The sequence below is a fragment of the Heyndrickxia sp. FSL W8-0423 genome, from assembly GCF_038009395.1.
GTDB classification, from domain to species: domain Bacteria; phylum Bacillota; class Bacilli; order Bacillales; family Bacillaceae_C; genus Heyndrickxia; species Heyndrickxia sporothermodurans.
The window spans coordinates 321,398-347,689 of the sequence record NZ_JBBPBE010000001.1; the positions used below are offsets into that span (position 1 = coordinate 321,398).

The window sequence follows — 26,292 nt, forward strand, 5'->3', positions numbered from 1 at the left end:
AAGGGCTTATTTGGCATGCCTTCTTTTTGTCCCCTTCGCCCTTGTTATCCTGAATTCAAACCATTGGCGTGTTTGTCAAGAGCGATTGCGGGGCCGTTCCACCAATAACTGTAAAGAGAACTGAGTGTCTATTGAGTTTTCATAGAACTTTTGACACTACCTTTTGACTATACACCTATTATACAAAAGAAATAGACAACTATTCTAAAATATTAACTTCAACTGGCATTGTAATCATTTTGAAATGTTCTTTTTCTAAAAAAGGGGGTGCAATTGTCGAATAATTTGATAGAATAGTAGTTAATATTGTAATAATGGGGGGAATTAAGTTTTGAAAAAGACGTTCGTGTCGGTTGCTGCTACCACGATAATAACTACGGCCATTGCAACACCATCCATGGCTGCTACATACAAAGTAAAAAATGGCGATTCATTGTGGAAAATCGCAAACAAATATGACACAACCGTAGCCAATTTAAAAAAGTTAAATAATTTAAAAAGTGATATGATTAAACCGAATCAAGTGCTAACCGTTTCTAAATCTACCAAAACGGTTTCGAAAGTATCTACAGCAAAAAATACTTCAACCTCAAAAACATATACCGTAAAAAAAGGGGACTCCCTAAGTAAAATTGCTAATATGTACAAGGTTTCGGTCGCTAACTTAAAAAGTTGGAACCATTTAAAATCCAATATAATCTATCCCGGGGACAAATTAAAGGTTTCAAGCCAAAATTCAACGACATCTCAGTCGAAAAAACCTGCTGCTACTAATAAAACAACATCACCGACAACTACTGTTGGGACAAGCTATTTGGTTAAGTCTGGGGATACTTTAAGTAAAATCGGTAAACAATTTGGCGTATCTGTCTCCGAATTAAAAAAACTTAACAAACTAACATCTGATATGATTTACGTTGGGCAGAAGCTTATTATTAAAAAACAAGCTGGACAAGCCACTACCACGCCAAAGGTAAATACACCGGCAAAATCACCATCACATTCTACTGGGACAACCTATATCGTTAAATCTGGGGATACCTTAAGTAAAATTGGTAAGGAATTTGGCGTATCTGTCGCAGAATTGAAAAAACTTAACAAGCTTACATCCGATATGATTTATGTTGGCCAGAAACTTAATATTAAACAACAAGCCGGACAAACTGCTGCCCCGCCAAAGGTAGATAAACCAGCGGGCTTAAGTTCAACGTTTTCTGTTAAAAAAGTCATTGATACAGCGAAAAAATTAGTAGGCACTCCATATGTATGGGCTGGAGCGACCCCGAGCGGATTCGATTGCAGCGGATTCATTTATTATGTATACAACAATGCAGGGTTATCTTTACCACGCATATCTAGTGAAGGGTATTACAATCGTTCCTATTATGTAACTAAATCACCACAACAAGGGGATTTAGTATTCTTTACAGGTACATATAAAAGCGGAATCTCTCATCTAGGAATCTATATTGGCAACAACCAATTCATCCATGCGAGTTCAGACGGAGTACAACTCTCCTCACTTGATAACTCCTATTGGAAATCACATTTTGATGGATTTAAAAGATTGTATGATGCGGATTAATCGACATCAAGAAAGCCCACATTTCGATGTGGGCTTTCTTGTGATTATATGATTATGGAAAAGTGTATTTCTTCTTATCGAATTGATACAATCCATAGTCTTGAATAACAGATGTATGTCCAAGTTGACGTATCCTCGTTGGTAGGCACATGTGTGATAACGTGCAACACAGTTTTAACATAAAAAGTTAGACGAATTTGCTGTCAAAATTAATCGTATTTTCCCGGGAAATGTCATTTATAAAAATCAAGTTGGAACATATAAGTCGGATTTCGAGGGATTTTTTATCTAGGAGAGAATGGCCAAATATGGTATAATTGGCGAAATATTTTAATTTAAACATTTCATCCGTTCCCTTTTCATTCGATTAAACGGAAAAAAGAACGATCCATTACTGAAAAAGGTAAATTTAACCCTTTCTCCACGTAATTATAAAAATGAAATGAGGTTATTCATTGAAAAAAGCAATTTTTCTACTGTGTTCTATCATTCTCTTAACAGGGTGTAGTGATGTCAAACACAATAATAAAGTGGAATCGTCCTTCTCACAAGTGATAAAAAAAGGTGGAAGTCATGAAATCGATTTGAATTCACTAACCGATTTCACTTGGGACAAAGCATTCATTTTCCCACCCTACACAGTGCAAGAAAGTATAAATGAACAACTGGGCACTAAATTTAAAGATCCAAGTAATATCGACAGGAGAGATGATATTTATTTACTCGTTTTCCTCCAGAAAAGTAAAGTTGTTCAATATGCAGAAATCAATCGGCAGCATCTAGATTTTTCTTTAGATAAGGAATACCTCACTCCAGAAGATGCGACGGTTAAGATAGTAAAACGATAAAAGAAAAGGTGCTGCCCGCTGATGGACAACACCTTTCTTCATACTACTTATTTAGTTCTTCAAAAAATTTAATATTGGTATCGAAATTCGGTACAGATTGGGTTTCTTCTGCTTGTTTGACTAGTTTTACAACCATATCATTATATGGTGTCGCAATTCCTTTTCCTTTTGCCAATCGCGGTACGACCCCATTGATATAATCTATTTCAGACTTACGTTTCTTTTCTAAGTCTTGCAGCATGCTTGCTCTTAACAATCTGGAAGGTTCCATAAAGTTCCGAAGTGTTTGGACACGTTCAGGAATATCGTTTTCGCTTTTTATTTCTAATGAAGCAATATCGAATGTATTCATCTTTGCAAAAGTTACACCGTTTGCATGACCAACTTTGATTGTTTCATCGGCAATATGCGCTGCACTTACAATGCTAACCTCATGATCAATAACCCCGCCAAACTCTGTGTTCAGTGCAGCTGATAACCCACTAAATGCATTGTTGATCAGTAATTTTGACCATTTCGTACCAACCAAGTTATCGGAAATATGTGTACCCCCAACAAGGTCCAAAATCGTTTTGATCTCGTGAATTCTTTCCGTTATTTCACCGTTTAATTCCCCGATTTGGAAAGCATACTCTTTAAAGTGGGCGAACTCTGTTGTCAGTTTTGATACTCCTGGCTCCATAAATGTTGCGCCAAATTCAACGGACCCGGCAATCACCCGTTCGCGGCCAACAATGGATGCAACCTTTTCTTCAGGTATCCCGTTTTGCAAGGAAAGGACAACACTTTTGTCATCTAAAAATGGAAGCAAGTTTTGCAACACTGAATCATTATATAATTGCTTCGTTAACAGCAAGACTAAATCATAGGTTCCCGACATATTGTCAGGAGTAATAGCTTTCACTTTTGTTTGAAAATCAGTCGTGCCGATAATTTTTGCGCCCGATTGATTTAATGCGTCAACATGTGCTTGATAAACATCGATTAACTCTACATCTTGTCCACCGGCAGCAATATATGCTCCGGCGATCGTTCCTAGTGAACCTGCCCCTAATATTGCGATTTTCATTTGAATATCCTCCTTACTTTTCAGCTAAATAATCGTATATAACAGTTGGAGATGCCAAAGAAAGCTCTGTAATAATATGAGAAGCTGATACGACCTCTAGTACTGGCAAATCAGCCATCGGTGCAAGCGCATGGGCGAACAGCTCGAGTCTTGCAGGACCTGACCAAGCACCAAGAATTTTAATATCAGTAATTTCGCTACGAACCAATTCGCAAATTCTTGGATATCCATTATAGTCCGGCATTTTTTTCAACATATAATTCGGTTTAACGATTTCTTTAAGTGCCTCTGAATGGTCAAGCGGAAAATGCTTATACCCCATCGTTGCTGTTGCTACTCGCAAACTGCCATAGTCCAAGAGTCCCACTAAGGTATCGGAATCTACATATAAACTAGGCTTGCCCAGCTTTTTAGGATACGCTGCGATTTCCCTGCCTGATGCGATGGCAGGAAAGCTATCTACATACATTGCGTGGAGATAATCCCCTTCCTCCCCTTCAAAACTAACAGGTATGACTTGTCCACACTCTGTGTAGGATCCAAGCCCTGTCACATCCGGCATCTTCATGATTTCAAATCTGACAAGCGGATCTTTTACTTCCAATGGTTCTGGAACTATTTTTTTTAAGCTTTCCAGGTCGGTTCTATATAAAATGTTTAAGTATTCGCGATTATAAAAACGATACGGTCCTAATGGAAACGCCCCTGCATCTAACGGAGTTGTAAACTGCTTTACCACGTCTTCCTTTTTCATCTGAATAGCACCTCCACATTTTGAATAAATGATGTTCTTATCTATAATTCCCTACATCTATTATTTTAAATCTGATTTTACATTTAATCTAATACATAATAATATATAAATATATTTACTATAATAAATGAATGGAGTGTTCAAAAATAGATGGAGCTGCTTCAATTAAAATACTTTCAGACAGTCGCTTATACAGAACATATTTCTAAGGCAGCTGAGCAATTAAATATTGCCCAGCCTTCCTTAAGCCTGACAATAAAGAGACTTGAAGATGAATTGGGCACAAATCTTTTTAATAGAAAAGGTAGGAATATCGAGTTAAGTTCATCTGGAAAAATTCTTTTGAAACATGTAAACAAAATTTTTACCGAAATTGAAAAGGCAAAAATGGACATTCAATCTCACGATCAAGAAAATGCACGTACGATCAAAATTTCAATTTCTAATCCAAGATTCCTTTCAGGATTGATTAGTGAATACATTACCCGCCATCCAAATACGAAAATACAACAAGGAGTTGGGGTAAAAAGCGGAATAGTGACTAGCTTGAAAAAGGGAGATATTGATTTAGGAATAGCTGGTCCACCGATAGTGGATGAAGAGATTGAAAGTTGTGTACTCGTGGATGAGGATATCGTACTCGTTCTTCCTTCTAGCCATAAGCTGGCAGGTGAATCTAAAATTTCCTTAAGCAAAGTCGCCAATGAACCATTTATTTCCCTCGCCAACAATGAAGAATATAGTGGATTTACAACGGCTCTATGCGAAAGAGCTGGATTCACTCCTACTAATAATTTCGAGGTAGATTCTAGTCTATTAGCGGAAATCATTAAGCTCGATCAAGGTGTGGCGTTACTTCCCATTTCGGTATGTAGAAAACTCGATTTACATTACGTAAAAATCGCAGATATTTATCCAACATATACAGTCGGGCTATCGTGGGTAAAAGATGGTTTGTTATCTCCTACGGTGAAAGAGTTCCGGGATTTTATTATAGCGTACTTTAAAGAACACTATGAAATGTTCAAGGATCACTGAAGGTTTTTGATTAGGGTGCATTCTTTTAATCGTCCTTTTTTAGATTTTTACATTGGAATCAAGGACTTCATCTCACTTTTTCGGATATCATGTTCTCGTTTTTTCAGATTCGAATACTTCGGGCAGGTTCGAGCACTTCGGATCGCATTTTCAACTATCAAGTTCCCGTATCCAGCCGATTCGGGCACTTCGCTTCACCTTTCCTACTATCAAGTTCTCGTATCCGACAGTTTCGAGCACTTCGCTTCACCTTTCCTATTATCAAGTTCCCGTATCCAGCCGATTCAGGCACTTCGCTTCGCCTTTCCTACTATCAAGTTCCCGCTTCCAGCCGATTCGGGCACTTCGCTTCACCTTTCCTACTATCAAGTTCTCGTATCCAGCGGATTCGGGCACTTCGCTTCACCTTTCCAACTTTCAAGTTCCCGCTTCCGGCCGGTTCGGGCACTTCGCTTCACCTTTCCTACTATCAAGTTCCCGCATCTTCTTTTGCATTCAATCCCCATCATGGCCGAAATAGTAAAAAACAATTTTTCTACGTCACACTCCTATCAAAAAGAACATGCAACCTTTCCAAATACGGTCGCATGTTCTTATCCTACTATTTATAAATAAAATTTAAATCGGCCGCCAGCATATTGTGATCGGACGTATTCTAATGGGGTGCCCGATCGCAGGTTGGCAACGCGTTCGATTTGAAGAATAGGAGAATCGATAGGGACATCGAGCAGTTTGGAGATGCGCTCTGTCGCACCGATCGCTTCAATTGATTGTTTGGCGTCTCCGAGTTGATAGCCTTTTTTTACCTCGATGAATTCGTAAAGGGAATGTTGAATATCTTCCTCTTTCAGCCCTTCTGCGATAGAACATGGAACGATGGATGTTTCGATCGCAATTGGGATTTCGTCACCTAAACGGATTCGTTCGATATGGTAGACATCTGTTTCAATATCAATTTGCAGCTTTTCTGCTTCAACCTCATTCGGTTTTCGAACGCTGAACAAGGTAATTTTGCTGCTCGCCTTCATTCCGCGTTGTTCCATAAGTTTTGTAAAGCTCGTAATTTCTTTTAATGGTTGCTCGACTTTTTCATTGCTGACAAAGGTTCCGCTTCCCCGTTTGCGCATGAGAATTCCCTCATCGACAAGGCCTTGAACCGCTTGACGAATCGTCATTCGACTGACGCCAAATTGTTCAGTTAAAATGCGCTCGGAAGGGATTGCTTCCCCTTTGACCCATTTTTGCTGGTTAATGTTTTCGCGGATATGTTCTTGAATTTGATAATAAATTGGAATCGGTGATTCCTTATTAATCACGTGCAATCCCCTCTTTTAATAATGACGCTGCCTTTTGATCAGCAAGAACAATTACATTAGGATGTTTTTGTAAAACAGATGCCGGGCAGTCTTCACTGACTTCTCCTTCAATCATTTGTTTCACTGCTTCGGCTTTGTTTGCACCAAAAGCTAGTAGGATAATTTTTTTTGCAGATAAAATTGACTTGATTCCCATAGAAATCGCATGTGTCGGTACATCCTCTTCTTTGTCAAAATAGCGTTTGTTCGCTTCACGGGTTGACTCTGTTAATTCAACGACATGTGTTAGTGAGTCGAAAGAGGTGCCTGGTTCATTGAAACCAATATGGCCATTTTCACCAATTCCAAGAATTTGTACATCAACAGGATGATCTTGCAGGATCGCCTCATAATGCAAGCATTCTTCATCTAAATCAGCTGCCATTCCATTTGGCAAAAATGTTTCTTTGAAATTCATATGAGAAAATAATTCTTTTTCCATATAATAGCAATAGCTGTTTTCATCTTTTGCATTTAATCCGACATACTCGTCTAGATTGACCGTTGATACGTTTGAGACATCCAATTTTGAAGCGCGGAATATTTCATAAAACTTCAATGGTGTTCCACCTGTAGCAAGGCCTAATGTGTGAATACTACCATTTTCAATTCCAGTTTTTATTATATCAAAAGCTTTTGCAGATGCATCAGTTACTGTTGAATAAGTGTGTAATTGCATAGTTTTATACCCCTTTTCTATTTGAATTTCCTAAATGATACGTTTCGATTACTTCGAGATTTTGATTCATGATGGCAAAATCGGCATCCATATCTTTTTTCAAAAATCCTTTTGATGTTAAGCCGAATTCTTTTGCTTGGTTTCCGGATGTCATTTGGACCGCTTCAGCAATGGAACAACCGGTAAATTGGATAATATTTCGGAACGCTTGGTCCATTGTTAAAATACTTCCCGCAAGTGATCCATTTTCGAGACGGCATTCGCCATTTTTCACAAATACTTTCTGGCCGCCAAGTTCCGATTCTCCATCTGGAAGGCCTTTTGCCCTCATCGCGTCTGAAATGAGAACGATTCCTTCTGCACCTTTTAGCTTATACGTAAGGTTGACCATATCAGGATGTACATGGATTCCGTCCGCAATAATTTCTGCCTGGATGTGCGGTGATAATAATGCATGTCCAGCAACCCCAGCTTCCCGGTGGTGCAGGCCGCGCATTCCGTTATAAAGATGTGTGGCATGCGTTGTTTTGCTGTCAAGAAGTTCTTCCCGTACTGCATCTGAATGTCCCATTGAAGGCACAATTCCGTTCCTAATCATGACGTCTTCAAACTCACGTGCCCCATTTTTCTCCGGTGCATATGTTACCAACTTAATTTGTTTCCCGGAAGCTTCATGCCATTGTAAAAATAAATCAATATCCGGTGCTGAAATAAATTCTAATGGCTGTGCACCTGCTCTTTTTTCCGAAATAAATGGTCCTTCTAAATGGACGCCTGCTATCGTTGTTTTACCCATATCTGTTGCTTTTTTAACAGATGCAAGTGCTGCCTCAATAGCAGGATAATCTTGGGTAATTGTCGTCGCAAAAAAAGTGGTCACTCCTTCTTGAAGAAGTTGTTCGCTTAAAAAGATGAGCTTATCAGGATCTGCATCCATTACGTCGACACCGTATCCCCCATGAATATGTACATCAATCATTCCCGGAATGACAATGTTACCGCCAGCATCGATTACTTTTTCATCTTGTTTAGGATGATACTGATTCATATCACCGATTTCCGTGATTTTTTTATCTTCAAATCTCAAATAGCCATTGGCGATATTTTCTTCACCGGTAAATAGATTTGCATTGATTACTATGTTTTGCCCCAATGCCTTCACCTCATTTTTTTATTAATGGAAATAATATTTTGATATAGTTGTCTATACCAATTATTATGATCGTTATTTAAGCGATTGTCAAATAGGATTTTTAGTTATTTTTTAAAATTGAACACTAAATAATATTGAAATCTGAGAGTGGATTGGAGCGGAAGGGAACGTGCATTGGTTTTTTTCTAATAACACAACCTTAACGAAAACAGACTATTTTTAAATATATCCACATATATTTAGCATTTGCAAATAATGGTACACAATTCATCAGTAATTTGGTAATCTATCGGTATAGAGTTGAAAAATCCCTTTGGAGGACATATTTATGCGGTCAAATAATTTAAAAAAGAAGAAGATGAAAAAGCGAAAAATTATTGGAATTATCTTGCTTGTGCTTATTTTAGGGGCAGGTGCTTATGTTTATTCCATTTATCATTCCTTAACAAAAGCTGTTAATACGATGCATAACCCTGTCGATCGTAAAAGTTCAAGGGAGAAAGAAATTCGATTTAAGGATAAGGATCCTATTTCGATCTTAATGCTTGGGGTTGATGAACGAAAAGGGGATCGTGGCCGATCGGATACGATGATTGTTTTAACTGTCAATCCGACTGTTAAATCTGTTCAAATGTTAAGTATCCCACGTGATACACGCGTTGAGATTGTTGGTAAAGGTACGGAGGATAAAATCAACCACGCGTATGCCTTTGGCGGAGTGGCCATGTCGATGAATACAGTCGAGAAATTTCTTGATATTCCTGTCGATTATTACATTAAAGTGAACATGGAAGGCTTTGAGGACATTGTTAATGCCGTGGGTGGCGTGACGGTGAATAATACGTTGGATTTCAGTTATGGTGGCTATCATTTTCCTAAAGGAGAAGTGAATTTAGATGGGAAGAAGGCCCTCGCCTTCGTCCGCATGAGAAAAGAAGATCCACGTGGAGATTTTGGGCGGAATGATCGGCAACGACAAGTTATTCAAGGCGTCATCAGTAAAGGGGCAAGTGTTTCTGCTCTAACAAAATATAACGACGTGTTTGAAACACTCGGGAAGAACGTTGAAACAAATCTAACGTTTGATGAAATGATGTCCATTCAAAAATACTATAAAGACGCACGACACAAAATCGAACAATTCCAACTCAAAGGCCAAGGAACAAAAATCGGCGGAATCTACTACTACATCGTACCACAAGACGAAAAACAAAAAGCACACAACCGCCTCAAACAACACCTAGAACTTTAGGTGTCAGGCACCAAATATACAAAATCCTAAATAATTACTCAAGAAAATGCATAAAAGGTGCCTGACACCTTTTATGCATTTTTTGTTTATTTATGCGGTTTTTGTGTGTAAATTATCATTGGGGACACGTTTCGCTTTTAATAATTGGTTTTTTATTTAATTCGTTTCATTGCCTTCGCCACTGAAACAGTTTATTCACTGCTTTCCAATTTTGCATCGTTCATTATTTGCTCCTTTTCCATCTTCATATACAAAAGTAAAAGACAGTTTGGTGTAAAGTAATTACGTAATTGTAACCTTATATAAACTATAAACGTCTATTCTAAAAAGGAGTGGGTTTGATGTTTAAGTGGTTAGGTGTTCTACTGTTAGTTATAAGCGTAATGGGCTGTTCGAACATTTCGAGCAACAACGGTATGTCAGTAAACAAACCTCCAAAATCAACCATCGAAATCGGTAATAAATCATACGAAACAACGTTAGGTACGTATTGCTGGCATCATAATGGAAAAGGTGAGTGTGTTGATACTGCTGGACCTGTTGAAATTTTAAAGGATCAAACACCGATCAACGTGCGTCCCGGTAAAAAAATAACATTCAAAATGGATTATGAGCCAAAGCCTAATGAAATTCACATTGAGCAAATAAATAAAAACAATTCAATAGAAATCCCCGTTAAAGACAACAGCTTTTTTGCACCGAATGAAAAAGGCATTTATTATTATTCTTACGGTGTATGGTGGATGGACGAAAAGGAAAAGAATGTGTCTAATGGAGACGCCTTTTATGCATTTGTGATTAAAGTCAAGTAATAACGGGGCTCTATGCCGAAAAAGCTAGAAGAAAATAGATTATATTTCCGTATCCTTCGGAATCATCCAATCTGCAATCAAGTAAGCAATTAAACACGGAACGATAGCTGTGACTAAGCAAAGGATAATAAATCCTAATCGGATCAAAGTTGAATCTACCTCAAAATAATTAGCTATCCCAGCTAATACACCACTTATTTTTTTATCCGTTGTCGATTTCGTTAATCTTTTTACACTCAAGACGAGCTCCCCCCCTTTTTTATAAACTACTTCAGGTGTCAGGCACCATTTATTCATTTTTTCGAATATTTATGCCCATTTTTGCATAAACGGTGCCTGACACCTTTTTATGGTTTGAGGATGACTTTAATGCAGTTGTCTTGTTTTTCGTCGAATACGGAGTAGCCGTATTCGGCTTGGTCGAGTGGGAGGCGGTGGGTGATGATGTCGGTTGGGTCAAGTCGCCCGTCGGTTATTTGTTTGTATAGGTCTGGAATGTAATGGATGACTGGGGCCTGCCCCATTTTCAGCGTAATATTGCGAGAAAATAAGTCACCCAGCGGGAACTGATTATATCGCTCCCCATATACACCGACTAATTGGATCGTTCCGCCCTTTCTAACACATTGAGCAGCCATAACAATCGCACTCATCGTTCCGCCATGCAGCTTTAGCGCAGACCCAATCATTTCCATCGCTGACTTTTTCCCATCTAATCCGACACAATCAATAACAACATCCGCCCCGCCTTTTGTCAGCTCCTTTAAATAATCACCCGTATGATCGATTTTACTAAAATCCACAACCTCCACATGATTGGTTTTCTTGGCATGCTCCAAACGATACCCAATATAGTCGACAGCAATCACTCGTTTGGCGCCTTTCATCCAGGCAAACTTCTGTGTTAAAAGTCCAACCGGACCACATCCAAGTACAATCACTGTGTCGCCTTCCTTCACCCCCGCATTATCAACACCCCAATAAGAAGTTGGAATAATATCGGAGAGAAACAGAATTTTCTCATCCTCTAACTCGCAATTCTCCGGCACAACAAACGGCGTAAAATTACCAAATGGAACGCGCAAATATTCCGCTTGCCCCCCAGGATACCCGCCAAAAGTTTCCGAATAGCCAAAATACGCCCCCGCCTCCCCGTGCGGATTGGATTGATCACATTGGCTTTCTAACTCATGCTGACAAAACCAACATTGACCGCAAGAAATAGTAAACGGAACAATGACCCGATCCCCTTTTTTCACTTTCGTCACATCCGGACCCACTTCTTCCACAATTCCCATCGGCTCATGCCCAATAATATAATTATGTGGCATATTCGGAATCATTCCATGCACAAGATGCAAATCGGACCCACAAATGGCCGTACTCGTTATCTTCACAATTAAATCATCGGCTTTATGGATCGTCGGCTCTGGCACATCTTTTACCTTTACATCTTTAATTCCTTGATACGTTACGGCTTTCACCAACATCGACATCCCTTCACAATTTTTACTGTTAGCATGCCCATAAAACACACGAAACCTTCCAATAAAATTCAACGTATAAAAGGAAACTAAACAAAGAGGTGATGAAGGTGGAAAACCAACAACCATGCAAAGTTTGCGGACAAAAAGAGTTCGTCCAAGGAAAATTAGGAAACGGCTATTCAAGTCTTACCGAAGTAGATAAAATTTTGGGCAAGAGCTCCCCACTCATTTTTACCTTCTGCAAAAATTGTGGCGAAGTTTCTTCCATCAAAGTAAAAAATCCGCATAAATTCTGATTTTCCAAACTTGCTCTGTCAATTCGATTAGCTATGAAACAAAATGATATTTCCCTTGCGACCTATGATATAAAAAATTAATAAACCAAATAATTTCAATTTTAGGATTGTTCTATTTTTTGAATTATTCTATAATTTAGGCGAGGGGAGAAATTTTTCGCCTACAAATACATTCAGGGGGTAAAGGATGGATAAGTTTGTCGGTTGGTTAAATGATGTTCTATGGAGTCCGCCGCTCATCATCATCTGTATCTTGGTCGGGTTGTTTTTCTCACTTTCGACCCGCTTTTTACAAGTGCGGCTCATCAAGGACATGCTAGCACAAATGTTTAAAGGAAAGAGCTCTGAAGCAGGGATTTCTTCGTTCCAAGCATTATCAGTTGCATTATCAGGACGTGTTGGAACAGGAAATATTGCCGGGGTTGCAACTGCGATTGGTTTAGGGGGACCAGGAGCTCTTTTCTGGATGTGGCTAATCGCCTTTGTTGGTGCAGCAACTGCTTATGTAGAGTCGACTTTGGCACAGATTTACAAAGTGAAGCAAGACGGCGAGTACCGCGGGGGACCTGCGTACTACATTGAAAAAGGGACTGGAATGAGATGGTACGGTATTGTTTTTGCCATTGCCACAATCATTTCCCTTACTTTCCTTATGCCTGGTGTACAGGCAAATGCGATTGCTGAAGGTTTAGAAAATGCCTTTGGGATGCACAAAATGGTTACGGCCGTAATTATTGCTGTTTTACTTGGAATTATTATTTTTGGCGGGGTAAAAAGAATTGCTGGTGTTGCCCAATTCGTTGTACCATTCATGGCACTTGGATACATTCTTGTTTCATTGATTATCGTCTTCATAAATATCGATCAAGTTCCCGCTGTATTTGCACAGATTTTTAAAAGTGCCTTTGGTGCAGATGCAACATTTGGTGGATTGATTGGTTCCGCAATTGCTTGGGGAGTCAAGCGGGGAATCTATTCCAACGAAGCAGGACAAGGAACTGGTGCCCATGCAGCTGGTGCCGCTGAAGTATCCCATCCAGCAAAACAAGGGTTAGTGCAAGCATTTTCTGTATATATTGATACATGGTTCGTTTGTACTGCAACTGGATTAATGATTCTTTTCACAGGTATGTTTAGTACAAAAGCTCCTGATGGAACCTATCTTTACAATAAAATGGGAACAGCTGACCCTGGTCCGCAATATACACAATCAGCAGTTGAAAGTGTCCTGCCTGGTTTCGGAGCCGGATTCGTTGCGATTTCCTTATTCTTCTTTGCTTTCACAACAATCATGGCTTACTACTATATGTCTGAAACAAATGTCGCATATTTAACACGTGGAAAAAATAATCGTTGGGCAATTTTGCTAATCAAATTTGTAAGCATTGCTGCTGTATTCTATGGATGTGTAAAAACATCCAAAGTCGCTTGGGCTTTCGGGGATACAGGACTTGGAATCATGGTATGGCTAAATATTATCGCCGTCGTGATACTCATGAAACCTGCACTCGTCGCTTTAAAAGATTACGAGCGACAGAAAAAAGCTGGGAAAGACCCTGTTTTTGACCCAGAAGTGCTCGGTATTAAAAATGCAGACTACTGGGTTGAAGCAAAAAAAGGAGATAAAAAGGAAGTTAGTTAAACGAACACACATATATAGGTCTGTCCTTTTATAATGGGCAGACCTTTTTCTGTTAAAATAATCCCTGCCAGTCTTGGATTCCGAACGTGGCCGGACCGTTGTCGAAATGCTCGCTGATGAAGTAAAACGCAGTCAAAAAGCAGCTGTCATGGTAACCCACGATAAACGCATGCTGGATCTATGCAATCGCATCGTCTATATTGAAGATGGAAAATTATCTGAAATTGGTGCCTAAAAATTTGAGGAATCCCAATTTTCTGACTTATATTAAAGGAGTTTACGATTTTTTGACGAATAGTAATGGTAAATATATATTCGTGAAAGAGTGATGAGGATGAATCCATTTGTGTTTGCCTGCATTGCCCCGCATGGTGGAGAAATAATCCCTGAATTATGTGGAGCATTGCCGGATCGAATGAAATTGACGCGAAACAGTATGGTAAAGCTCGGCAAAAAAATGCAAGATGCAAAGCCGGAAACGATTATTGTGTTAACTCCACATGGAACGCGAATTGATGGGTACTTCTCTGTTACAAATAGTGAAAGAATGTACGGATTTGTTGAAGAAAATGATGGATACTATGAGCTCGAACGGTATGTTGATCGCAATTTGGCCGTTTCCATCACCGAAGTCGCCGCAGAACAAGGGATTCCGATTGCCTCGATCAATTTCGGAACGGCAGCAGGTCCGATATCTTGTCTTCCACTCGATTGGGGTTCCATCGTTCCGCTGTCTTTTATGCCGGATGTTCCTATCGTTGTCATCAATCCATCACGTGAGCTTTCTTTCGATTTGCATGTGAAACTTGGCGAAGTGATCAGCCAAGTTGTCCGGAATAGTGGTAAGCGTGTGGCCTTAATTGCGAGCTGTGATTGGGCACATGCCCATGATGAAAGGGGGCCTTATGGTTTTGACCCCGCTGCAGAAATGTTGGACGAAGAAGTAGTCGGTTTCATCCGATCGAATGAATTAGAAAAAATGGCAGAGTTCGATGCAGAATATATTGAAGCAGCAAAACCCGATGGCATATGGCAAACATTAATTTTAGCCGGGGCGATTCCAAAAGAATCTCGAAAAATTCATCTATACTCCTACGAAGTTCCGACTTATTTCGGACTTATTTGTGCCGAAATTTCCACGTCCGACGATGATGAATAACATGGTTTCAGGATCAATTTGTGTACTATCAGATAGGCGATTGTATTTTTTTAGTTTCTCGCTGTGAACACTCACTTTCAGACATCAAATGAAGCATTTGTTGTTTAAAAATACTTCCTACTAGTAACAAAACGATATGAATCGGAAGAAAGCAATATACGGACCATTTTTTCATTTTTATTAATTTTAAACGATAAAATAACTGGTCCACCAAATGCAGAAGTCCAAGACCGATTAGTTTTTTATTTTTTAAAGTAACAATGACGCCAATTATTGATTGAATGAAGCCATAAGTTGGAGCGATAATAAAGTTTACATAATATTTGCGTAGGGACCACCCTTTTTTAAAAATAATCCGTTTTAAGAAAGCGACCAACACAAAATTAATATTTAAGTAATTGACCCAGAAAGTGAAAAATAATGTGAGATATCCAATCCATTTTTTCGGCTTTTGATCAAGGTAAATCGACCACTTTGAAACAAGCCAAAAATAGAATGGTAAACTGATCAACGTATAAATTGTTTTCCACCACCTATTTTTAAAAACCTTTAGATGAATAAACAACTGTTCAATACCTGAGTACAGTAAGGTAAAAAAAATCTTCCATCCCCATCCTAATTGAAAAAACGTAATGAAAATGGCTGAAACCAGAACTATTAATGCTTGGGAGACAATTGCTCCAAATACGGAGTCTAGACGGTTTCGCTTGAGTACTTTCGGATAGTAGCGGTACCCTCTAAAAATATTTAAAACAACATACTCAAATACATACGCCATTCCAATGCCGGAGTAATAGAGAAGAAGTGGCTTTTTGTCCTTCTTTTTAATAATTGTCACGACGAATAATCCAAGATGAACGATCATGAGTATTAGATAAGGGATTTTATTCTTTTTCATAGAAGACCTCTTTCATATTGCTTAAATGCTTCTCTTTCCTTTCGTACAATCCATTTATAATATTTGATCAATATAATGAACAGAATAGGGTTGAGAATGATAGTATGTCCTAAATTCCACCAACCATAATGAAAATAGCCCCATGGTTCAGGCAGCAATGTAATGAGTTCATATGTAAGCGTGATTACTTCCCATATTACAATATATAAAATTCGCTTTTTTATGCTTGACCGAAAAGGATACCATTTAAGGAACATAATATTTACAGGTGGAACGACAAAAAGATGAGCAACAAGTCCCGAAAAATCAACTTTCTTTGAAAAATACCAATAGCCATGATATTTGAATTCAATAAAATGGTCAAAGAGTGATTGCAAAGCAATCGTAAACACAATTATATGGATGATTTGATTTGTTGTTTGCCTTTTTTTCGTAAAAATAAAAGCAATAGAATTAAAGATAATTATTGCTAGAACAAGTCCAATCATATCGTGGCTCCTTTTTTTTACGTTTTCCATCTTTTTGTTAACTATTCGATACTCAGTTATAATTTTTTCTTTGCTTATTAAAATAGTCAAGAAGTTCACTTCCATTATATGTTAAAATAAGTATATAGGTTGTGAACATTCACACGTTGAATATGGGGGAGCTTTATGGTCAGGAAAGTATTTCAATGGTTATTTAAACGTAGAAAACAGGATTTGATTGAACTTATTACTTTATGTATAGGTCTGCTTGTAGTAAGCGCATCTACACCAATCCTCAAATTAGGTGCGAGACATTGGTATTGGGTTATTTTATTACTTATTTTAGTCTTAATTGTTTGTCGAATGACTGAAAGCATCGTAGGATACTTTTTTCATAAGAGGAATAGAAGGGTTAGCGGAGGTTATTTTGTTTTGGTGATTGTTGTGATGGCGTTAATAAACACTTATATACGTTCTGTTATGTAGGATTTTGAAGATCATATAATAAAAAGGAAAAACACGCTTGGGTCCATCATTCTCCAAGCGTGTTTTATTGCTAATTATATCGATTTACTATACAGGACTGCTTGCGCAATGCCTACGAAATATTCGGATTCATCTATTATATGTCTCATAACTACTTTCACTGTTGGATTATTTTTGACTGGTTCACTCTCTTGAATGAGTTGGTTACAAAAGGCAATAAATTGGTTACTTTGTTCCAAGCAAAAAGAAACGAGTGTCGTTAAATCACGGTACAACTCATACGTAAAGGTCCCCGTCATACGAATGGTCGTTTCGATAAATGCGACAACCCGGCTATGCGTCTCGGCAAATGCCTGCTCCCACGCCAACAAAGCATCGACATACTCATCCTCTAAGTCCTTTACCAACTCTCGAATGACAATCGTATGCTCCTCCTCCTGCTCCTTCCAAAACTCACACTCATCCAACACCCTAAGCGGCATCGAATTCCCATAATAATAACGCAACCCCATCACCCCCTCCACAATCTATCCCTATATAAATCTTATTAAAACACCACAACGAAAAGAACCAAATTTGGTATCACTAATTTGGTGTCAGGCACCTTATTTGATCGGCACAAATATTTTGCACATACACAGATTGGTGTCAGGTACTTTATTTGCTGGTAGCAACTTTTTTGCGTACTACCAATTCAGTGTCAGGTACCTTATTGGAAGCACGCAACTTTTTTGCACCATCGCATATTGGTGTCAGGTACTTTATTTGTTGAACGCAACTATTTTGCACATTATCAATTCGGTGTTAGGTACTTTTTGGGATGGTTGGGGAGATTTTTATGGTATTCAATTATAATTCATTCTTAAATGGGGATATTATCACTTAGTGGAATAAAAAGGATTGTATTTCTGTTTTGTATTTGGAGTTGGTTTCTTCGTATTAAGATGTAGGCTGAACGAACCCCCAACTCGAAAGCAATCTATTGGATAGAAGAAGTACTTGTATGCGGCGATGGTTACTGAAAAGGAACCTTTGGCAGATAAAAACGCAAGAAACGAAACATTTAACATCTAATTTCTCATATATTGTCGGAGGTCTTACTATGCAGACAATTCCAGAAAACCGAAAAGTTTCACCATCACTCACCTTTTTTACTATCCATGGAATGCAATTCGGGATTGGCATACTAGGATTTCAGCGGTTAATTGCTAGAAAAGCTGGTTACGATTCATGGATCTCGGTTATTTTAGCAGGAATAGCAACAATGATGATAATGTGGATGATTTATAAAATTTTAGAAATGGGAAAACAAGACCTTGCTGAAACACATCAATTTGTTTTTGGGAAGTTACTTGGCAAAGTATTTAACCTATTATTTATTTTTTACTTTTTGCTCTACATTGTAACCATTCTTCGAACCTATACAGAAATTATTCAAGTCTGGGTCTTTGAAGATTTAAATGTATTTATATTTACGGTTATCTATTTATCGCTTTGTATGTATATCGTTTTTGGTGGATTTCGAACAGTGGTCGGTATGATGTTTTTTAGTGTAACTCTTCCCTCTTACTTACTCATTTTGTTTAGCTATACATTTGAATATGCAGATTTTTGTCACTTTTTACCAATATTTGATCATTCAACGAAAGATATTATTCTTGCTTCCCACCAAATGTCTCTCACGTATATGGGGTATGAGGCATTTCTTATCTACAGCCCTTTTGTGAAAAATACAAATCAATCAAAAAAATGGGCTTATCTTGCACTTTTAGTATCATTAATAATGTTTTTATATACAGCGGTTTTGACATTCGGCTATTTTAGTGAAGGAATGTTACAAAAATATATCTGGCCAACATTAACCACTTGGAAAATTGTTCACTTACCTGTTGTCGAGCGTTTTGAATGAATATATAGGAATTGCTAATTGGTGCTTAATTATATTGCCTAATACAGCTCTTGCCTTATGGTGTGGAAGCAGATTAATAAAACAAACTTTTAAAATTACCCAAAAAAAAGGGGTCTTTATTCTATGTGCCATTCCAATAATTATCGTCCCCTTCCTAAAATCGCGCCAGCAAATTGACATATTAAATAATGTATTTGGCCACCTAGGCTTTTTGATTAACTTTATATATATTCCATTCCTATTAATTCTTGTTTGGTTGGCGAAAAAATTGAAAACAAAAGGGCATCAACGTAAAACTTGAGCAAGACTTTTTTAACAACAAAATTGTGAAAAAGTCTTTTCTTTTTAATTGACATTGAAAATCATTATCAATTATACTAAAAACACTAATTACTGTACTTTTTGAGAAGTAGAATATAACAATTTGCGGTCACCGATTCCTTTATTTTTGATCTTGAATTACGAACCCAGTGTCCGCATAAACCTTAATAATCGGATTTCCTATTCTCTTTTGTGACCCAATATCTCAGTACGTGAAACCGAACGGGCAATGCGAAGATTTTATATCTCCCTAACCAACTAAATTATAGGCATTCATCTATACCTTTTCAAAAATAGACACATACCCTATTGTGTACCATTTTTGAGGAGGAGATAGAAAAATGATGAGACAATTTGGTTTTGGAGGATATCCGGGCATGGGTAGCTTTGCCGGTTATGGTGGTTTCCCGGGTTACGACGGTTACCATGGTTATGGCGGTTTTCCGGGTTTTGGTGGTTATGGCGGTTATGGCGGTTTTCCGAGTTACGGCGGTTATGGCGGTTACCCTAGCTACGGTGGCTGGGGCTATGGGTATCATCATGGCTATGGTGGTTTCCCTTACCATCACCATCATGGTTATGGCCATTATTATCGCTAGTTACCTTATGAATATTTTAAGCATACAGGTAATCACCTGTATGCTTAATTTATTAGTTATAAAACTTCACACGATCTTCCAATGGAGCAAATTGTTTTTCACCCGCTGGTGCTGTTGGTTTACCGAATGGCATTTGAGCAAGAAGCTTCCAATCACTTGGGATGTTCCATTCTTTTTTCACTTCATCGTCAATTAATGGATTGTAATGTTGTAATGATGCACCGAATCCTTCTACCTCAAGAGATGTCCAGATAACATGTTGAAGCATTCCGTTTGATTGTAATGACCAAATTGGGAAATTTTCAGCATATAATGGGAATTGTTTTTGCAATCCTTCTATTGCACTATTATCTTCAAAGAATAATACAGTACCGTAACCACTGCCGAAAGCATTCATTTTGTCTTCAGTTGGACCAAAGTTTTCAGCTGGAACAATTTTTCTAAGTGTTTCTGTTGTGATGTTCCATAATTTTGTATGGCTTTCACCTGTTAACACAACTACTCTTGCTGTTTGAGAATTAAATGATGAAGGTGTATGCTTTACCGCATGATTGATGACTTCTTGAATTCTTTCATTTGAAACAACCGCTTCACTGCTAATTCCATAAATAGAACGTCTATTTTCAATTGCTGTATAAAAATCATTTTTGTTCATAAATTTCGTCTCCTTGTTGTCTTTTAAAAATAGTTTTGCTTAACTCATTAATTTTATCCGATTCCCTGAAGGGTCTTCTGTAAAGTAACTTCCATCTTTCACTTCAACTAATGCACCTATTCCTTGAAGTTGCTCGATTACTTTTTTTCTTGCATCATCACTTGGTAACATGAGGGAAAACCATTTTAATCCCACACTATTTTCTGCCGGTTTCGGTGCGCCAATTCCAGCCCACGTGTTTAATCCGATATGATGGTGATAGCCACCTGTCGAAATGAAGAGCGCTTGGTCTCCATATCTCGTAACTACATCAAAGCCAAGACCTTTACAATAAAACTCCTCCGTTTTTTGCAATTCGGATACATGCAAATGAATATGACCTATCAATGTCGCTTCTGGAAGTCTCACCCACTGCTTTCCACTTCCTTCAGCAAGCAAACCGCGAACATCCAATGCTTCCGTTGTCATTGACACCTCTCCATTTTTCCATTCCCATGTTGATGGATTTCGATCAGAATAAATTTCAATTCCGTTTCCATCTGGGTCCGCAAGATAAAGCGCCTCACTGACAAGGTGATCAGATGCTCCTTGTAATGGATAACCTGTTTGGAGTAAATGCTGTAAAACAGCGGCTAAATCAGAACGACGAGGTAACAGAATGGCGAAATGATAAAGCCCGGTTGTTCGCGGCTGCTTCGGGATAATATCCTCCGATTGTTCAAGCGATAACAATGACGTTTTCCCATCCGCTGTTAATAATGCTTTTTTATCTGCTTGCTTCAAAATTTGAAAGCCAATAATCTCTTGATAAAATTGTAATGAACGCTCCAAATTGGAAACCTTCAAATCAACTTGACCAACAAATGTATGTGGTGGTTGATGGAATCCCATCATGATAGTACCTCCCAGTTGAAAAAAAGATAGGTTACTTTATGTAAGTTATTATATTTTTTATACCTATATTAGTCAAGTAATTAAAAATACATAAATATTATGCTTCGTCACATACTAATAAAAACGATGTAGGAAGGACTTCACCTCATGCGTAAATACATTGCTATCCTATTACTAATATGTATTCAGCTTTCGATTCCTGCCTTCTCTTTTGCACAAAAAAAGGAAGATCCCACACTTCAAGGATATTTCCAATTTGAAAAAAATATCTTTGAAATTATAGCAACTAGTATCAAACCATTGAGCACCTTCAATGAAGAAATAAACGAGGAAGAATTATATATGATGATTACCTCTGCGAAAAATAAGTTTATCGAAGGCTCAGAACACTTAGCTGGACTAAACATCCCTTCCACACTTCCTAATGATGTAAAATTATCTTTGAATAATGTTAAAAAAGAATTATCTATTGGTTTTAAACTTTTGGAGGAAAGTTTATTTTATTTTTCCGAATACATCGGGACTCGTGATCCAAATCTTCACCAGAAATACATAACGAAACGAAATCAAGGATTTCACTATATCGATGGCGGCCTAACCTCACTAGCAACCGTAAGACTACGACTTAATGCATCGAAGAAATCAATGCCTAACACATGGCAAGTTGGAAAGGGCTATTTTTACCGCCTAGAAAAAGTCATACCGATAAAAGCAAAATAAAGTAGGCGATCTTAGTTGCCTACTTATCAATAATAATGCGGTGATGTTTTATATAAGAATACACCCCAATCACAACAATGAGAATGACGGCCCCATTGGCTGCAATATTTACGATATTTACATTCGGAAAAGACTGATTAATCTGGCTGATCCAATCTGCCAACCATGGATCCTTACTCATTCCAATCATCGCATTCTGAGCAATAAAACCACCCGCAATAATATTGATCCAAAAAAAAGCTTTCGCTAGCCTAATAATGATTGACATAAAAAGCAATGAAATCATCAAACTGCCAAAAATGCCGGTAGCCACAGGGAAAATGGTTTGCGAAATCCCGGAAATTACAAATACACTATCCAAACTAATCAAAAAGTCCGTACCCATAAGAAGCAATAAAACGTTCACTTTTGATTTCGGAGAACGGGTCGAACGTGAAAGTAAATCCTCCCCTGAAATGGTCATAGTAACCACTTTAAATGCAATAAAAAGCAAAACAAGTCCTGTAAGCAATTGAAATAGCGGAATACCCGAAAGCCCTTCGTTAATCAAAATGACGTAAACGGTTCGCATGAAAGTCAGAACAATCGCAGCAGGAATCGTCATATTTAAATAAGAATGTCTTCGCAAAATCGCTCCCAAAATAAGCATATTATCAATGTCACATACCAAATTGATGAAAAACACCTTAAAAAACTCGTGCACCCGATCGCCTCGTTTCTTCTGAATTATTAAAGACGATGTTGATTAAAGTTGGACAGCATCAATTTATAAGTATTCAATAGGTTTATAAAAAAGTACAACCTATCGGAGGTCAATTTTTCAGTTTGTGGATCATAAAGTTGAATTTGCGACGCATAGAAATCGGTTTGTGGATCATAGAATCTCATTTGTGGATCAAAATCATGTTAGACACAAAAAAAGCCGCTTCAATACGAGCAGCCTTCAAAAATTATTCAACTTCATTCCACGATTTAGCAGGGCGATTACTCGGATACCCATATTTCGCACGATACAGTTTTCGCTCCTCGGTAAAATCCCACCATTGTTTCGTACTACTAGGATGCTCCGCATAATGCACAACTAACCGACATTGATCCTCAACACAAGGATCCAGCCAAACTCCGTAAAATTGTTCCATTCTATCAACCAATTCGGCACCATCATTTCCTTTTAACTCATCTAAGCTGAAAAAGCCAATCTTCATCAGATCCTCTGAAAATTTTGGACCAATAGATGGAATCATTTGAAACTCCGCCGAGGCTTTTAGCTCTTTTGCTCGTTCCAATGTTCCACCTAATAGATCGTGCAAAACCCCTACATCTATATCCGCTATTTCATGAAGACGAATTTTATTTTTCCGTAATGCTTCCCTCTCCACTTCCGTTAACATAAGCTTCGGCGTTTTTTTCTTCATTTTACCTCCTCTCCTCCTTTAAATAGCACGTATGTATTGTTGGAACTGTCATACGGTCGACCATTTTGATAATTGAAACCTCGCATATCTTTGCTTGAATTTTTCCCATTCGTTGCGAACAATAAACTAAAGCTTCCTTTAGTTTCCCCAAACTCAAACGATTCGCTAATGTGCAATGCGGTACCCACTTATTTGGAAGATACAATGAATCCGAAAGATCGGCGAAGTCTGCAAAAGATCGATGATATCTATCATGAAATTCTAGTAATTCAATGGATGGCGTTGGCGCTAAAAATAGTAACCCGGAATTCATGAATGTACCTAATGAACCCATTTCAACCGGTAGTTCAAACTCGCTTTCATAAAAATCGGTAAACCTTCGGATAAACTTTTCTTCATCTAACGCATTATAACTAGCCAACGTAAGATGAGGTCTTCGATTTCGTACTTCCTCCGCGTATGAAGAAATCGATAATTCACTTAGTTCTTTCCATATTGTTTTAATATATTCCTCTGTCTCCCGATCAAAATGCGCTATAATCCCGTACATCTTCACACCTCTTTTTTAAAACGGTAACTCCTGCACCTTGTACTCAATTCCTAACTCCGCAAACCATTCATTCAAACCTGTCCACAATTTTTCACATAACTGATATATGTACTCCTTGTCTTCTAGCGTTCCAGCCATCACTTTTCGCACAAGCTCATCATAGCCTGCAGGCCTGGACTCCATTAACAATGATTCTTCAAAAGTTCTTGCTCTTGTTGTAAAAAACTTCCTATTTGCAAGTCCAATAAGCTTCGCTGTTTGCCAAACTAAATCCTTCGCTCCTAAAGTCAAATAATCAAAATTTCCGCTCATAAAATTGTTCCTCAGTTTACCAACCGTCTCATAAGGTTCCCAAATCATGAATTCTCTCATCACTACTTTAAAAACAGCGTCAGAAGCTTGAAATGGCATCTTTCTCAATTCCTCAAATAGATTCGTTGGATCATATAAAGGAGTAATATGTACAAAAGCACCTGCTTTAATCGGCCAGGATTCATCAATTTCTGTAGCTTCTTTAAAAATATCCTTTTTTTGATTCATGCCGATTTCTATTTTAAACTTATGATAGATAAATTCATGACCCTTTAGCTGTACGCCGTCTTCCAATACTACATGCATTTCAATATCTGAATACGGTCCATCCTTATCTTGTCCGATTGAACCATATACGCCAATGGCTAAAATTTTTGTTCCATGTTTCGATAGTAACCGATCTTTTATCTCGTTCATCATGTTGAACTTTTCTTCTCTTGTTGTAGGTACTGGGAATGTAAGCATCTTATTCCTCCAATCTATGCGTTTTTCTCATTAATATATTTTTCATACGCTTCGGTTACTTTATCCTTATCAGGTACCAAAACAGACAGCTTTTCGTTTAATTCTTTTAATAAAGCCAAGCCTCGAAAAATGCATCCGGCGACAATTCCGAAAGCTATAAATCCACCTAATAAGGGACCAAGTGCAAAAAGTCCATATCCTAATAATGTACTTATCAGTATCCACCCAACTAATTTCATAGTTTTCCTCCAATTAACACCTTATTCCAAACTGCTCCCCAATTCTTCTCTATAACGCGTGTTTCAAAAACTTTCTTTCTCTCCTCATTTTCGGAAAAATACGGAGTTGGTTTCACAACCATAGCAAGTACATCCCCTATCCCACAAGGGGCCGTTAAAATGACATCATCATGTTCATTCAGTTTGACTCCTAAAGCAGTGGCCGTTTCTGGAAATTTTGAAATCGCATCTACGGATGAAGTATACGGTGGGATGTTATTCACTAAATGCATTCTTGCCTCGTTTTTCACTGACCACGGTACATTCGGAAGAATCTCTCTAAGCTTGTCTTCCAACATCTTTTCCACACATTCATCTACAAACGAAGGATCAAAGTAAATGACATCCACATCAGCCAACGGTGTTCGTTCGGAAAACCGATGGAGCGTGTCCCAAATTTTCGATCGAACAAACCCGGCACACACCCACCAATCAGGCAAATCTAACGTCTTTGCCGCATGTAAAATAGCCATCATCCATGCATCTTCTTGAATGATTCGGATAATATCTGACTCGGTTTTTAACATATTCATAAACTCCTATTCTCTAGATAGGTCTATCATAGCAAAATCTCTATATACAATAAACGGAATTTGAAGAATATTCCTACAAAAAAAATAAAAGGTCACTATTCCTTATGACTAAAATAGCGTCCTTTTCATGTTTGATCTTTCATTTGTCCCACACACCCGATCATGCATCTACCTTCGACAATGTATTAGATTCCTTCACTTTCTTCTTCATCGATTGGAATGTATTTTTTCCAAAAAAAGCATTGGCTTTCTTATTTATTTCTTCGAGCATCACATCATTTTCTCGTAAAGTTTCTCTAATTCGTTGGACTAGTTGCAGCGCATCCTTCCCGGTTATTTGTTTAGCTACCCGTTCTAATAGAACGTTCGTATCAACTGAAAATCTATCCGCAAAACGATGGCAATTTACTATATTCATTCTAATGGCCTCACCGTATTCACTTGTAAATGCTCTCCTAATGCACCCTCTCACACCGGCGTATCCATAGGAAACTTCCGAGGCTGCCCTGTAAAATAAGATTATACCGTCGGCATGACTTGATTGTGGATGTAATCGAAGCTCGGTAATTAGGGACATTAGTCGTCGTACCATTGGTTTTGCCGCTTCCATTGTGTTCCACCAGTCAAGCAGTCGCTGTCTCTCATCATCATTCATAACCAA

Annotated in this window: 32 protein-coding genes and 1 pseudogene; 14 read left to right on the plus strand and 19 right to left on the minus strand. The window is 38.1% G+C overall.

Annotated elements, in window-relative coordinates:
* The first annotated feature begins 331 nt into the window (after positions 1-331).
* Both MKY81_RS01440 and MKY81_RS01445 read left to right on the plus strand, forming a co-directional pair.
* A complete protein-coding gene (locus MKY81_RS01440) occupies positions 332-1,585 on the plus strand; it encodes a C40 family peptidase (RefSeq protein ID WP_325947630.1) in 1,254 nt (417 codons plus the stop codon).
* Positions 1,586-2,040: 455 nt separating this feature from the next.
* On the plus strand, positions 2,041-2,433 hold the full coding sequence (locus tag MKY81_RS01445) for a membrane lipoprotein lipid attachment site-containing protein (RefSeq protein ID WP_066231872.1): 393 nt from the start codon (positions 2,041-2,043) through the stop codon (positions 2,431-2,433).
* 43 nt (positions 2,434-2,476) lie between these two features.
* On the opposite strand, the gene MKY81_RS01450 is transcribed toward MKY81_RS01445, so the two are convergent.
* Together MKY81_RS01450 and MKY81_RS01455 are read right to left on the minus strand one after the other, a co-directional pair.
* Positions 2,477-3,502 (minus strand): ketopantoate reductase family protein, encoded by a 1,026-nt coding sequence (locus MKY81_RS01450; protein ID WP_327990995.1) that lies wholly within the window; start codon positions 3,500-3,502, stop codon positions 2,477-2,479.
* Positions 3,503-3,515: 13 nt separating this feature from the next.
* On the minus strand, positions 3,516-4,256 hold the full coding sequence (locus tag MKY81_RS01455; RefSeq protein ID WP_066231865.1) for an acetoacetate decarboxylase: 741 nt from the start codon (positions 4,254-4,256) through the stop codon (positions 3,516-3,518).
* A gap of 150 nt (positions 4,257-4,406) precedes the next feature.
* Here MKY81_RS01455 and MKY81_RS01460 point away from each other — a divergent pair, with 150 nt between their 5' ends.
* A complete protein-coding gene (locus tag MKY81_RS01460; protein WP_341116351.1) occupies positions 4,407-5,294 on the plus strand; it encodes a LysR family transcriptional regulator in 888 nt (295 codons plus the stop codon).
* A 605-nt stretch (positions 5,295-5,899) separates the two neighbouring features.
* Here the strand turns inward: MKY81_RS01460 and MKY81_RS01465 are convergent.
* From MKY81_RS01465 to nagA, 3 genes are read right to left on the minus strand one after another with little or no spacing between them, the layout of a single operon-like run.
* The gene (locus MKY81_RS01465) at positions 5,900-6,610 is read right to left on the minus strand and encodes a GntR family transcriptional regulator (RefSeq protein ID WP_341116352.1); all 711 of its coding nucleotides are present in this window, start codon (positions 6,608-6,610) and stop codon (positions 5,900-5,902) included.
* Positions 6,603-7,328, minus strand: coding sequence for a glucosamine-6-phosphate deaminase (gene nagB, locus MKY81_RS01470; RefSeq protein ID WP_066231849.1), 726 nt, complete (start codon positions 7,326-7,328; stop codon positions 6,603-6,605). Before nagB ends, MKY81_RS01465 begins: the two co-directional genes overlap by 8 nt.
* A 4-nt stretch (positions 7,329-7,332) precedes the next feature.
* The gene (nagA, locus tag MKY81_RS01475; protein WP_108070838.1) at positions 7,333-8,481 is read right to left on the minus strand and encodes an N-acetylglucosamine-6-phosphate deacetylase; all 1,149 of its coding nucleotides are present in this window, start codon (positions 8,479-8,481) and stop codon (positions 7,333-7,335) included.
* A 328-nt stretch (positions 8,482-8,809) separates the two neighbouring features.
* Here nagA and tagU point away from each other — a divergent pair, with 328 nt between their 5' ends.
* Together tagU and MKY81_RS01485 are read left to right on the plus strand one after the other, a co-directional pair.
* Positions 8,810-9,733: a polyisoprenyl-teichoic acid--peptidoglycan teichoic acid transferase TagU gene (gene tagU, locus MKY81_RS01480; protein ID WP_066231843.1), complete on the plus strand. Its 924-nt coding sequence runs from the start codon at positions 8,810-8,812 to the stop codon at positions 9,731-9,733.
* Between the two features lie 341 nt (positions 9,734-10,074).
* Positions 10,075-10,545: a hypothetical protein gene (locus MKY81_RS01485; protein ID WP_341116357.1), complete on the plus strand. Its 471-nt coding sequence runs from the start codon at positions 10,075-10,077 to the stop codon at positions 10,543-10,545.
* Positions 10,546-10,584: 39 nt separating this feature from the next.
* Here the strand turns inward: MKY81_RS01485 and MKY81_RS01490 are convergent, their stop codons facing one another.
* Positions 10,585-10,785 (minus strand): PspC domain-containing protein, encoded by a 201-nt coding sequence (locus MKY81_RS01490; protein ID WP_153017498.1) that lies wholly within the window; start codon positions 10,783-10,785, stop codon positions 10,585-10,587.
* Between the two features lie 107 nt (positions 10,786-10,892).
* Positions 10,893-12,029 (minus strand): zinc-dependent alcohol dehydrogenase, encoded by a 1,137-nt coding sequence (locus MKY81_RS01495; protein ID WP_107920219.1) that lies wholly within the window; start codon positions 12,027-12,029, stop codon positions 10,893-10,895.
* A gap of 110 nt (positions 12,030-12,139) precedes the next feature.
* Between MKY81_RS01495 and MKY81_RS01500 the strand changes: the two genes are divergently transcribed.
* The 4 genes and pseudogenes from MKY81_RS01500 to MKY81_RS01515 all read left to right on the plus strand — a co-directional run bounded on the left by MKY81_RS01500 (position 12,140) and on the right by MKY81_RS01515 (position 15,129).
* Positions 12,140-12,328, plus strand: coding sequence for a hypothetical protein (locus tag MKY81_RS01500; protein ID WP_107920214.1), 189 nt, complete (start codon positions 12,140-12,142; stop codon positions 12,326-12,328).
* 187 nt (positions 12,329-12,515) lie between these two features.
* Positions 12,516-13,970, plus strand: a complete 1,455-nt coding sequence (locus tag MKY81_RS01505; RefSeq protein ID WP_066231831.1) for an alanine/glycine:cation symporter family protein — start codon at positions 12,516-12,518, stop codon at positions 13,968-13,970.
* A 73-nt stretch (positions 13,971-14,043) separates the two neighbouring features.
* Positions 14,044-14,205: pseudogene (locus tag MKY81_RS01510) on the plus strand (hemin ABC transporter ATP-binding protein); the annotation flags it as partial.
* 99 nt (positions 14,206-14,304) lie between these two features.
* On the plus strand, positions 14,305-15,129 hold the full coding sequence (locus MKY81_RS01515) for a DODA-type extradiol aromatic ring-opening family dioxygenase (RefSeq protein ID WP_066231829.1): 825 nt from the start codon (positions 14,305-14,307) through the stop codon (positions 15,127-15,129).
* A 28-nt stretch (positions 15,130-15,157) separates the two neighbouring features.
* Here the strand turns inward: MKY81_RS01515 and MKY81_RS01520 are convergent, their stop codons facing one another.
* Both MKY81_RS01520 and MKY81_RS01525 read right to left on the minus strand, forming a co-directional pair.
* Entirely contained in the window at positions 15,158-16,027 is an 870-nt protein-coding gene (locus tag MKY81_RS01520; RefSeq protein WP_341116364.1) for a hypothetical protein, read from the minus strand.
* Positions 16,024-16,515, minus strand: coding sequence for a hypothetical protein (locus MKY81_RS01525; protein WP_341116366.1), 492 nt, complete (start codon positions 16,513-16,515; stop codon positions 16,024-16,026). The genes MKY81_RS01520 and MKY81_RS01525 overlap by 4 nt, the downstream gene beginning before the upstream one ends.
* A 165-nt stretch (positions 16,516-16,680) precedes the next feature.
* Here MKY81_RS01525 and MKY81_RS01530 point away from each other — a divergent pair, with 165 nt between their 5' ends.
* Complete coding sequence (locus MKY81_RS01530) at positions 16,681-16,980, plus strand: hypothetical protein (RefSeq protein WP_066231820.1); 300 nt, start codon at positions 16,681-16,683, stop codon at positions 16,978-16,980.
* A gap of 74 nt (positions 16,981-17,054) precedes the next feature.
* Here the strand turns inward: MKY81_RS01530 and MKY81_RS01535 are convergent, their stop codons facing one another.
* Positions 17,055-17,486 carry a DUF2935 domain-containing protein gene (locus MKY81_RS01535; RefSeq protein WP_066231961.1) on the minus strand — a complete coding sequence of 144 codons (432 nt, stop codon included), beginning with the start codon at positions 17,484-17,486 and terminating at the stop codon, positions 17,055-17,057.
* A gap of 596 nt (positions 17,487-18,082) precedes the next feature.
* On the opposite strand from MKY81_RS01535, the gene MKY81_RS01540 reads away from it, so the two are divergent.
* The 3 genes from MKY81_RS01540 to MKY81_RS01550 all read left to right on the plus strand — a co-directional run bounded on the left by MKY81_RS01540 (position 18,083) and on the right by MKY81_RS01550 (position 19,809).
* Positions 18,083-18,889, plus strand: a complete 807-nt coding sequence (locus MKY81_RS01540) for a GerAB/ArcD/ProY family transporter (protein WP_341116368.1) — start codon at positions 18,083-18,085, stop codon at positions 18,887-18,889.
* Positions 18,882-19,190, plus strand: a complete 309-nt coding sequence (locus MKY81_RS01545; RefSeq protein WP_341116369.1) for a GerAB/ArcD/ProY family transporter — start codon at positions 18,882-18,884, stop codon at positions 19,188-19,190. The genes MKY81_RS01540 and MKY81_RS01545 overlap by 8 nt, the downstream gene beginning before the upstream one ends.
* 361 nt (positions 19,191-19,551) lie before the next feature.
* Positions 19,552-19,809: a hypothetical protein gene (locus MKY81_RS01550; protein WP_341116370.1), complete on the plus strand. Its 258-nt coding sequence runs from the start codon at positions 19,552-19,554 to the stop codon at positions 19,807-19,809.
* A 52-nt stretch (positions 19,810-19,861) separates the two neighbouring features.
* Here the strand turns inward: MKY81_RS01550 and MKY81_RS01555 are convergent, their stop codons facing one another.
* Together MKY81_RS01555 and MKY81_RS01560 are read right to left on the minus strand one after the other, a co-directional pair.
* Positions 19,862-20,464, minus strand: coding sequence for a nitroreductase family protein (locus MKY81_RS01555; RefSeq protein WP_108070841.1), 603 nt, complete (start codon positions 20,462-20,464; stop codon positions 19,862-19,864).
* Positions 20,465-20,503: 39 nt separating this feature from the next.
* Entirely contained in the window at positions 20,504-21,355 is an 852-nt protein-coding gene (locus MKY81_RS01560; protein ID WP_341118726.1) for a VOC family protein, read from the minus strand.
* A 150-nt stretch (positions 21,356-21,505) separates the two neighbouring features.
* On the opposite strand from MKY81_RS01560, the gene MKY81_RS01565 reads away from it, so the two are divergent.
* On the plus strand, positions 21,506-22,078 hold the full coding sequence (locus MKY81_RS01565) for a hypothetical protein (protein WP_341116372.1): 573 nt from the start codon (positions 21,506-21,508) through the stop codon (positions 22,076-22,078).
* A gap of 19 nt (positions 22,079-22,097) precedes the next feature.
* Here the strand turns inward: MKY81_RS01565 and MKY81_RS01570 are convergent, their stop codons facing one another.
* The 7 genes from MKY81_RS01570 to MKY81_RS01600 all read right to left on the minus strand — a co-directional run bounded on the left by MKY81_RS01570 (position 22,098) and on the right by MKY81_RS01600 (position 26,286).
* Positions 22,098-22,781, minus strand: a complete 684-nt coding sequence (locus MKY81_RS01570; protein ID WP_341116373.1) for a TerC family protein — start codon at positions 22,779-22,781, stop codon at positions 22,098-22,100.
* 247 nt (positions 22,782-23,028) lie between these two features.
* Complete coding sequence (locus tag MKY81_RS01575) at positions 23,029-23,493, minus strand: helix-hairpin-helix domain-containing protein (protein ID WP_341116374.1); 465 nt, start codon at positions 23,491-23,493, stop codon at positions 23,029-23,031.
* A 1-nt stretch (position 23,494) separates the two neighbouring features.
* Positions 23,495-24,043: a 2'-5' RNA ligase family protein gene (locus MKY81_RS01580; protein ID WP_341116375.1), complete on the minus strand. Its 549-nt coding sequence runs from the start codon at positions 24,041-24,043 to the stop codon at positions 23,495-23,497.
* 15 nt (positions 24,044-24,058) lie between these two features.
* Positions 24,059-24,820, minus strand: coding sequence for a kanamycin nucleotidyltransferase C-terminal domain-containing protein (locus tag MKY81_RS01585; protein WP_341116376.1), 762 nt, complete (start codon positions 24,818-24,820; stop codon positions 24,059-24,061).
* Positions 24,821-24,834: 14 nt separating this feature from the next.
* Complete coding sequence (locus tag MKY81_RS01590; protein ID WP_066231788.1) at positions 24,835-25,059, minus strand: hypothetical protein; 225 nt, start codon at positions 25,057-25,059, stop codon at positions 24,835-24,837.
* A complete protein-coding gene (locus MKY81_RS01595; protein WP_108070853.1) occupies positions 25,056-25,631 on the minus strand; it encodes a nucleotidyltransferase family protein in 576 nt (191 codons plus the stop codon). Before MKY81_RS01595 ends, MKY81_RS01590 begins: the two co-directional genes overlap by 4 nt.
* 160 nt (positions 25,632-25,791) lie before the next feature.
* Complete coding sequence (locus tag MKY81_RS01600; protein WP_108070970.1) at positions 25,792-26,286, minus strand: hypothetical protein; 495 nt, start codon at positions 26,284-26,286, stop codon at positions 25,792-25,794.
* Positions 26,287-26,292: the final 6 nt, after the last annotated feature.